Source organism: Streptomyces sp. NRRL S-495, assembly GCF_000966955.1.
In the GTDB taxonomy this organism is placed as follows: domain Bacteria; phylum Actinomycetota; class Actinomycetes; order Streptomycetales; family Streptomycetaceae; genus Kitasatospora; species Kitasatospora purpeofusca.
Genome location: NZ_JZWY01000775.1, coordinates 1 through 9,424 on the forward strand (window position 1 = coordinate 1; position 9,424 = coordinate 9,424).

Genomic DNA, 9,424 nt, shown 5'->3' on the forward strand with positions numbered 1-9,424 from the left:
CGCTCCAATGCCGCTCGTACCTCGCGGCCTCCTCGCTTCTCCCTTTCGGCACCGGCGCGCCCCTTCGGCTCGCTCGCGGTCCGTGCGGGGTCGGGGTCAAAGACTCACCCGCGCGTGGTGCTCCTGGACCCGGCGTGCGTGGTGCTGCTGTCGACTCCCGGTTCCAGTCCCGGTCGTGTCGCGCCGGGTCACCAGGGCGTCACCCGGGTAGGACTGTGCCTGTCCTGACTGGGCGTTGCCGAGACATCGCAGGAGCCGCGAGTGGCCGCTTATCTCGACCGTGACGGAGCCGACGCACTGGAGGTGCCGGCCCAGGACGCGCCACCGCCGCCGCCCGAGCTGGTGGCGCTGGCGCAGGCCCACGGGGTGGACACCCGCCACGGCCCCGGCGGGGTGCCGGCCGGCGCCCGCACCCTGGCCGCCGTCCTCGCCGCGCTCGGCGTGGCCGCCGCCACCCCCGACGCCGCCCGCGAGGCCCTCGCCCGCCACCGGGCGGAGCAGCGGGCCCGTCTGCTGCCCCCGACCGTGGTCGCCCGGGCCGGCCGCCGCACCGCGCTCGACCTCCCCGCCGACACCCGGCTCACCGTCGTCCTGGAGCAGGGCGAACGATGGCGGCTCCCGAACGGCCACGCCCACTGGCTGCCCGCCGACCTCCCGCCCGGCCGGCACACCCTGCACGCCGAGGCCGCGGACCGCACCGCCACCGCGCACCTGATCGTCGCCCCCGACCGCCTCCCCGCCCTCCCCGGCCGGGGCTGGGGCTTCCTCGCCCAGCTGTACTCCGTCCTCTCCGACCGCTCCTGGGGCATGGGCGACCTCGCCGACCTGGCGGACCTCGCCACCTGGGCGGGCTCCCTCGGCGCGGGCTTCGTCCAGATCAACCCGCTGCACGCGGCCCTGCCCTCCACGCCCTCCGACCCGTCCCCCTACCGCCCCTCCTCCCGGCGCTTCGCCGACCCGGTCCACCTGCGTATCGAGGAGGTGCCCGAGTACGCCTACCTGGCCGGCGAGGAGCGCGCCGAGGCCGACGAGCTGCTGGAGATGTGTATAAGAGACAGGTCCACGACGGCCTGATCGACCGCGACGAGGTCTGGGCTCTCAAGCGCCGCGCCCTGGAGCTCCTGCACGGCGCGTACCGCCGGTACGCGGACGGGCACGGCACCGTCCGCACGGCCGCGTTCGACGCCTACCGGGCCCGCGAGGGGGAGTGGCTGGAGCGGTACGCGGTCTGGAACGCCCTGGCCGAGCGCCACGGCGCCGACCACCACCACTGGCCGAAGGGCCTGCGCCACCCCGACTCCCCGCACGTCCGGCACGAGGCCGAGGAACTCGCCGACCGGGTCGCCTTCCACCGCTGGCTCGCCTGGCAGGTCGACCGCCAGCTCGGCCGCGCCCAGCAGGCGGCCCGCACCGCCGGCATGCCGGTCGGCCTGGTGCACGACCTCGCGGTCGGCGTCCACCCGGACGGCGCCGACGCCTGGGCGCTCCAGGACGTCCTGGCCGCCGGGATCTCGGTCGGCGCGCCGCCGGACGCCTTCAACGCGCACGGCCAGGACTGGGGCCTGCCGCCCTGGCGCCCGGACGCGCTGGCCGCCGTCGGCTACGGGCCCTTCGCCGAGCTGATCCGCTCCGCCGCCCGGCACGCCGGCGCCCTGCGGATCGACCATGTGATGGGCCTGTTCCGGCTCTGGTGGGTCCCGGCCGGGCACGCCCCGACCGAGGGCGTCTACGTCCGCTACGACGCGGAGGCGATGCTCGCGGTGCTCGCCCTGGAGGCCCACCGGGCCGGCGCCGCCGTGGTCGGCGAGGACCTCGGCACCGTCGAGCCCGGGGTGCGCGAGGAACTGGCGGAGCGCGGTGTGCTGGGCACCTCGGTGCTCTGGTTCGAGCGGGACTGGCAGGGCGGGGGCGCGATCCTGCCCCCGGGGCGCTGGCGCCCGGGCAGCCTGGCCACCCTGACCACGCACGACCTGCCGTCCACCGCGGCCCGGCTCTCCGGAGAGCACGTCGAGCTGCGCCACCGGCTCGGCCTGCTCTCCCGCGCGCTCGGCGAGGAGCAGGCGGAGGCGGCCGCCGAGCTGGCCGACTGGCGGGCCGAGCTGCTCCGGCTGGGCCTGCTGGCCGGGGACGAGCCGCTGTCGGCGGCCGCGCTCTACCGGTTCCTGGCGGACACCCCGGCCGAGCTGGTCGGCGTCTGGCTGCCGGACGTGGTCGGCGACCCGCGCCCGCAGAACCTGCCCGGCACCTGGGACCAGTACCCGAACTGGCGGCTGCCGGTCGCGGACGGCTCAGGGCGCCCGGTCACCCTGGACGGCCTGGCGGCCGCCCCGGACGCGCGGACCCTCGCCGACCTGCTGCGCTCCGTGCGCGCCCGACCGGCCGCCGGGCCCGGACCGGCTCCCGAAAGGCCGACCCCGCCGAGCGGCTCGGCGTAAGTCACGGGTAAGTTGGCACCGTGGACAAGAGGAACGCTTTGCGAGCCGGCGCGGTCACCGCAACGGTCACGCTGATGATGCTGCTGTCGTCGCCCGCCATGGCCCTCACCCGGGACGACGGCGACGACCCGGGTAGCGGCCTGAGCGTCGCCCAGACCCTCGGCCTGTACGTGCTGCTCCCGATCGCGGCCTTCGTGATCATCGGCGGCCTGGCCGCGATGCCGTACGGCAACAAGGACAAGAAGAAGTAGCCGAGGGCCCTCCACCACGGAGCCCAGCACAGACCCCGAGGGGGCGCCGGACGATGTCCGGCGCCCCCTCGGGCGTTTCCGTTCCTGCGGGAGGTGCGACCCCGCACGGGGTGCGTCCCCCTCCGCGCGGGAGGGGGACGCACCCCGCCGGTGTCAGCGCTCCCCGGCGGCCCGGTCGACGGCCTGCGCCTTGAGCGCCCGCTCCACCCCGGCCCGCGCCTCGACGATCTGACGGCGCAGCGCCGGCGCCGGCTCCGCGGCGGTCAGCCAGGCGTCGGTGGCGTCCAGCGTGCCCTGCCCGATCAGCAGCGCCGGGTACAGGCCGCCGATGATCTGCTGCGAGATCTCGTGGCTGCGGCTCTCCCAGACGCCCTTCACCGCGGCGAAGTACTTCTCCGAGTACGGCGCCAGCAGCTCGCGCTGGTCGGCCTGCTGGAAGCCGCCGATCACCGCCGCCTGCACGTAGTTGGTGAGCTCGTCCGAGTCGACCACGGAGGCCCAGGCCGCCGCCTTGGCCTCGGCCGTCGGGCGGGCCGCCCGGCAGCTGGCCGCGTGCTCCTGGCCGGCCGCGGTGTTGTCGCGGGCGAGTTCGGCCTCGATCGCGGCCTCGTCGGCCCGGCCGGTCGCGGCGAGGCGGCCCAGCAGGACCCAGCGCAGCTCGGTGTCCACGGCCAGGCCGGGGATCACGGTGCCGCCGTCCAGCAGCCCGGTCAGCAGGTCGAGCTGACCGTCGGTCCGGGCGACGGAGCCGAGCACCCGGGCCCAGGCCAGCTGGTGGTCGCTGCCCGGCTCGGCGTCGCGCAGCGCCTGCTCGGCGGCCTCGGCCCAGCGGGCCAGGCCCTGCTCGCGCCAGTCCGGGTCGGCGTAGACGTCGAGCGCGAGCTTGACCTGCCGCTGCACCGACTGGACGACGCCGATGTCGCTCTCCCGGGGCAGGCCGGAGAGGGCGAGCGTCAGGTAGTCGCGGGCGGCCAGCTCGCCGTCGCGGGTCATGTCCCAGGCGGAGGCCCAGCACAGCGCGCGCGGCAGCGCCTCGGTGAAGCCGCCGAGGTTCTCGGTGACGACGGCCAGCGAGTCCTCGTCGAGGCGGACCTTGGCGTAGGTGAGGTCGTCGTCGTTGAGCAGGATCACCGCGGGGCGGTGGCGGCCGACCAGCTCCGGCAACTCGGTGCGCGGGCCGTTGACGTCCAGCTCGATCCGGTCGGTGCGCACCAGCGCGCCGTCGTTGAGCTCGTACAGGCCGACGGCGATCCGGTGCGGGCGCAGCACGGCCTCGCCCTTGGCGCCGGCCGGGAGCGCCGGGGCGCTCTGGAGCACGGCGAAGGACTCGATCTCGCCGTCCGTGTTGAGGGTCAGCGCGGGGCGCAGCACATTGATGCCGGCGGTCTCCAGCCAGGCGGCGGACCAGGACTTGAGGTCGCGGCCGCTGGCCTTCTCCAGGGCGCCGAGCAGGTCGCCGAGCCGGGTGTTGCCCCAGGCGTGCTGCTTGAAGTAGGCGCGCACGCCCTCGAAGAAGGCGTCCTGGCCGACGTAGGCCACCAGCTGCTTGAGCACCGAGGCGCCCTTGGCGTAGGTGATGCCGTCGAAGTTGACCTGGACGTCCTCCAGGTCGTTGATCTCGGCCATGATCGGGTGGGTGGACGGCAACTGGTCCTGCCGGTACGCCCAGGTCTTCATCTGGTTGGCGAAGGTGGTCCAGGAGTTGGGCCACCGGGAGCCGGGCGCCTCGGCCTGGCAGACCGCCTCGGCGTAGGTGGCGAACGACTCGTTCAGCCAGAGGTCGTTCCACCACTCCATGGTGACGAGGTCGCCGAACCACATGTGGGCGAGCTCGTGCAGGATCGTCGCGGCGCGGGCCTCGTACGCGGCGTCGGTCACCTTGGACCGGAACACGTACTGGTCGCGCAGGGTGACGGCGCCCGCGTTCTCCATCGCGCCGGCGTTGAACTCCGGCACGAACAGCTGGTCGTACTTGGCGAACGGGTAGGGGAAGTCGAACTTCTCCTGGAAGTAGTCGAAGCCCTGCTTGGTGACCTCGAAGATCGCCTCAGGGTCCAGGAACTCGCGCAGCGAGGGCCGGCAGTAGATGCCCAGCGGCACCTTCTGCTCGCCGTTCTCGTAGCTGTCGAAGACCCCGACGTAGGGGCCGGCGACGAGCGCGGTGATGTACGAGGAGATCCGGCCGGTCGGCGCGAAGCGCCAGACCCGGGTGTCGCCCTCGCCCTCCGGTTCGGGGGTGGGCGAGTTGGAGACCACGACCCAGTTGGCGGGCGCGGTCACGGTGAAGGCGAACGCGGCCTTGAGGTCGGGCTGCTCGAAGGAGGCGAAGACCCGGCGGGCGTCCGGCACCTCGAACTGGGTGTACAGGTAGGTCTCGCCGTCGACCGGGTCGACGAACAGGTGCAGGCCCTCACCGGTGTTGGTGTAGGCGCAGTCGGCGACCACCCGCAGCTCGTTCTCGGCGGCGAGGTCCGGCAGCGCGATCCGGCTGTCGGCGAAGGCGCTGTTGTCGAGCCGTACGCCGTTGAGGACGATCTCCTCGACGCTCGGGGCGACCAGGTCGATGAAGGTGGCCGCGCCGGGGGTGGTGGCGGTGAACCGGACCACGGTCGTGGACCGGAACGTGCCCCCCTCTCGGGCCGAGCTCAGGTCGAGCTCGATCTCGTACGCGTCCACGTGCAGCAGGTCGGCCCGGGTGCGGGCCTCGTCACGGGTCAGATTGGTGCCGGGCACTCGCAGGACTCCTTTGTCGGGCTGATGCCTGGCATCCTGCCATGTCCGCCCGCGGCCTCCGGCGGAATACTCCCGGGTACGCCGCGGGCGGGGTGGTGCGGGCCGGTCGGGCCCGCACCACCCCGCCCGGGGGTGCCGTTACTTCTTGACGAACTTGAACACCGGCGGGTCCATGCTGCTGCGGGAGAACCCGTACAGCGCGCCGTCCGAGTTCAGCACGAACTCGTTGCTGCTCAGGCTGATGCTGAAGGAGGAGGAGTCCTTGCCGAGCGCGATGGTGCCGAGCTCGCTCACGGCGCCGTCGGCGGGGGCGAGCGTCGCCAGCTTGGCGTCGGTGCCGTAGCCCATGTCCATGACGACCCGGACCTTGCCCTCCTTGTCCGTGCCGGAGACCAGCCGCAGGCCGTCCTTGGCCTTGCCGTCGGTCGACCAGATCCGCTTGCCGGTGTTCAGGTCGTAGGCGTTGACCGAGGGCTTGGTCGGGTTGGTCTGCACGTACAGGGTGGTGCCGCTGACCACGCTCTGCGTGATGGCGTCGCCCAGGCCGCTGAGCCGCAGGCTGTCGTAGCCGGGCTCCTTGACGGGCATCTGGGTGCCGGCCTTGTTGGTCTTGTCGAACGGCATCACGTAGTCGCCGTTCGGGCCGCTGGACATCGCGACCACGAGCGGCTGCTCGGAGAGCACCTTGTCGACCCGCTCGATGCTGCCGGCCAGGGTGATCGGCGCGGGCGAGGCGACCTTGCCGGTGTCCGTCTCGACGATGACCAGCTGCGACTTGACGGTGGTGTTGAGGCCGTAGCAGCGGTCGGTGACCACGATCTGGGCGCCGGCGACGGTGCCGTAGACGCTGCAGTCCTTCTCGCGCGGCTGGAACGACCAGGCCGCGGAGCCGTCGGCGATGTTGACCGCGGCGGCCGTGTTGGCGCCGATGCCGACCACCTTGTCGGTGACGGTCAGGGTGGGGGAGCTCATCCGGCTCTGCCCGACCTTGACGGTCCAGCTCAGCTTGCCGGTGGTGAGGTCGACCGCGGCGATGGTGGAGCAGTCGCTGTCACCGGTGTTCAGCGCGATCGCGGCGATGTGCTTGGAGTTGGCGCTGTACGAGGCGGAGCAGAACTCCTTGGCGCCGGAGGGCACCGGGATGTTCCAGGCCTCCTTGCCGTCCGAGGTGTTGACGGCGCGGATGCCGGTGGTGTCGGCGCGCACCGCGACCTTCTCGGCGCCCCAGATGGCGAGCATCCGGGTCGAGCCGCTGACCGAGCTGGCCGGCTTGTCGGCCGCCCAGGCCGGGTTGTAGGCGCCGGCCTTGCCGCCGCCACCGCCGCCGGTGGTCGCGCCGCCGGTGCCGCCGCCGGTGGCCGGCGCGGTGACCGTCCCGCCGGTGGCGGTGGCGTCCCCGCTGGGCCCGCCGGTGACCTGGCCGGTGGTGCCGCCGGAGGCGGTCGGCTGGTCGTCCTTCTTCTTGTTGTCGTCGGTGAACAGCACGATCAGCGCGGCGACGATGGCGATCGCCAGCACACCGCCGATGATGCCGCCCCAGACCATCACCGGGTTGCGCTTCGGCGGAGCCACGGGAGCCGGGGCGCCCGGGTAGCCGTAGCCGCCGCCCTGCTGCGGGTAGCCGTAGCCGGCCGCGCCGGCGTCGGCGGGCGGGGCGGTGTACCCGTACTGCTGGCCCGCGGCCGGGGCGCCGAACTGCGGCTGGCCGGGGGAGGGGTCGTACGGGCCCACCGGCGGGGCCTGCGGCGGGGCTCCCGCCGGGCTCTGCGAGGGGAAGGCGGGGGCGGTGGGCGCGTACGCGTACGCCCCGGCGGCCCCCGGTGCCCCGGCCGGCGGTGCGGGCGGCGCGGCCGGTGCCTGCGGTGCGGCCTGACCGGGGACCGCGGCCCCGTCGAGCTGTGTCTGCTGGTCGGCCACGGCCGCCGGGTCGACGCCGCCCGCCGGGCGTCCGAGAGAGACGCCCCGGTTGTCCGGACCGCTGCCGGAAGCTTCGCCAGCCCCCGGTGTAGGGTGATCCCCTGCCATCTGATGCCCCGTCATGTCTGGAATCGTCCCGGGAGCGGCGCGCATCCGCGGCCGCCGGGACGGGTGAGATTGGGCACCATCGTACGGGGGATCGGTTTTCGGACCGGCGCCGGAACCGTAGCTCCCGGTCGCCCCCGCGCCGACCTGCGGTGCTGTCAACCCTCGGCCCGCCCCGCCGACCTGGGCCGGGGCCGGTTCGCAGGCCCGCCGCCGCTCCGCCCCCGCGCCCGGCGGTCCTTCTTCCCTCACCTGCTCTTCGCCGACTCTCCCCCGTGCCTTCACCGGGATTCAGGCCCTAGGCTTCAGGAGTTGAAAGGGGACACCCGGCGGAGGGGTCCCCGGCCCCCTTGGGAGGGTGGATCATGTCGACGGACACTCCGGGCTCGCAGTCCTCGCTGCACCGGGCCAACCTGGAGCGGGTGCTCCGCGCGGTGCGGATGGCCGGCTCGCTGACCCAGGCCGAGATCGCCCGAGGGACCGGCCTCTCGGCGGCCACGGTGTCCAACATCGTCCGAGAACTGAAGGAGAGCGGCACCGTCGTGGTGGCCGACACCTCCTCCGGCGGACGGCGCGCCCGCAGTGTCTCGCTCAGCGGTGACGCCGGCATCGTGGTGGGGATCGATTTCGGCCACACCCATCTGCGGGTCGCGGTCGGCAACCTCGCCCACCGGGTCCTCGCCGAGGAGAGCGCCCCGATGGACGTCGACGTCTCGGCCGCGCAGGGCTTCGACCGGGCCGAGGCCCTGGTCGAGCGGCTGCTCGCGGAGGCCGGCTTCCGCCCGGACAAGGTGATCGGCGTGGGCCTGGGCGTGCCCGGCCCGATCGACGTGGAGACCGGGGCACTGGGCTCCACCGCGATCCTGCCCGGCTGGACCGGCATCGCCCCCGGCCGCGAGCTGGCCGAGCGCCTCGGCATGCCGGTGCACGTCGACAACGACGCCAACCTCGGCGCCCTCGGCGAGCTGGTCTGGGGCGCCGGCCGGGGCCTGAGCGACCTCGCCTACATCAAGGTGGCCAGCGGCGTCGGCGCGGGCCTGGTGGTCAACGGGCAGATCTACCGGGGCCCGGGCGGCACCGCGGGCGAGATCGGCCACATCACCCTGGACGAGGCGGGCCCGGTCTGCCGCTGCGGCAACCGGGGCTGCCTGGAGACCTTCGTCGGCTCCCGCTACCTGCTGAACCTGCTCACCCCGACCCTCGGCGCCGAGCTCAGCCTGACCCGGGTGGTCGAGCTGGCCCACCAGGGCGACCTCGGCTGCCGTCGGGTGATCGCCGACGCGGGCCGGCAGATCGGCACCGGTGTGGCCACCCTCTGCAACCTGCTCAACCCGCGCCGGGTGATCCTCGGCGGCGAGCTCGCGGACGCCGGCGAGCTGGTGCTCGCGCCGATCCGCGATTCGGTGGCCCGCTACGCGATCCCCAGCGCCGCCCGCCAGCTGTCGGTGGTCCCCGGTACGCTGGGCGGCCGGGCCGAGGTCCTGGGCGCGCTCGCCCTGGTCATGAGCGAGGCGGGGGACTCCAGCGCGCTCGCCGTCGCCCGCCCCTGAGCCCCGGGGCCGTCCCGGCCGGGTGCAACGACACGCCGGTTTTCCACGTTCACCCGAAAGAGTGACCGCCGAGGTGGTTGGCGCGTACCGGCCGTCGGGACCGGACGCCCCGCCCGGCGTCCGGTGGGCGGACATTAGACTCGACCGGTCGACACCGGGCAGCGACGCCCGTCGGACCTCCGGTCCGCGAACACGAACGAGGAGGAACGGGTGGCCCTGCTGACCCGAATTCGGGGACCGCGCGATCTCGACCGGCTCACGCCCGGACAGCTGGCCGCACTGGCCCAGGAGATCCGGACCTTCCTGGTGACCGAGGTCTCCAAGACGGGCGGCCACCTGGGCCCGAACCTCGGCGTGGTGGAGCTCACCATCGCGCTGCACAAGGTGTTCGACTCCCCGCGCGACCGCATCCTGTTCGACACCGGCCACCAGA

The 9,424-nt window shown here is 74.0% G+C and carries 5 protein-coding genes and 1 pseudogene; 4 read left to right on the top strand and 2 right to left on the bottom strand.

The genetic code is table 11. The annotated features are described in order from the left end of the window. Window positions 1-366: 366 nt before the first annotated feature. Window positions 367-2,435, top strand: a pseudogene (gene malQ / locus VR45_RS33165) (4-alpha-glucanotransferase). 20 nt (window positions 2,436-2,455) lie between these two features. Further along, window positions 2,456-2,686, top strand: a complete 231-nt coding sequence (locus tag VR45_RS33170) for a hypothetical protein (protein ID WP_030395011.1) — start codon at window positions 2,456-2,458, stop codon at window positions 2,684-2,686. Between the two features lie 153 nt (window positions 2,687-2,839). Here the strand turns inward: VR45_RS33170 and pepN are convergent, their stop codons facing one another. Together pepN and VR45_RS33180 are read right to left on the bottom strand one after the other, a co-directional pair. Next, window positions 2,840-5,419, bottom strand: a complete 2,580-nt coding sequence (gene pepN / locus VR45_RS33175; RefSeq protein WP_045943605.1) for an aminopeptidase N — start codon at window positions 5,417-5,419, stop codon at window positions 2,840-2,842. 138 nt (window positions 5,420-5,557) lie between these two features. Beyond that, window positions 5,558-7,336, bottom strand: a complete 1,779-nt coding sequence (locus tag VR45_RS33180; protein WP_045943606.1) for a PQQ-binding-like beta-propeller repeat protein — start codon at window positions 7,334-7,336, stop codon at window positions 5,558-5,560. Window positions 7,337-7,806: 470 nt separating this feature from the next. Here VR45_RS33180 and VR45_RS33185 point away from each other — a divergent pair, with 470 nt between their 5' ends. After that, window positions 7,807-8,991 carry an ROK family transcriptional regulator gene (locus tag VR45_RS33185; protein ID WP_045943607.1) on the top strand — a complete coding sequence of 395 codons (1,185 nt, stop codon included), beginning with the start codon at window positions 7,807-7,809 and terminating at the stop codon, window positions 8,989-8,991. A 210-nt stretch (window positions 8,992-9,201) separates the two neighbouring features. Continuing rightward, on the top strand, window positions 9,202-9,424 hold a 223-nt coding region (locus VR45_RS33190; RefSeq protein ID WP_045943608.1), incomplete at its 3' end, for a 1-deoxy-D-xylulose-5-phosphate synthase N-terminal domain-containing protein.

Excerpts from the sequence above, each read along its gene's own strand:
- VR45_RS33185 (WP_045943607.1), top strand. The coding sequence starts at position 7,807 with ATGTCGACGGACACTCCGGGCTCGCAGTCCTCGCTGCACCGGGCCAAC.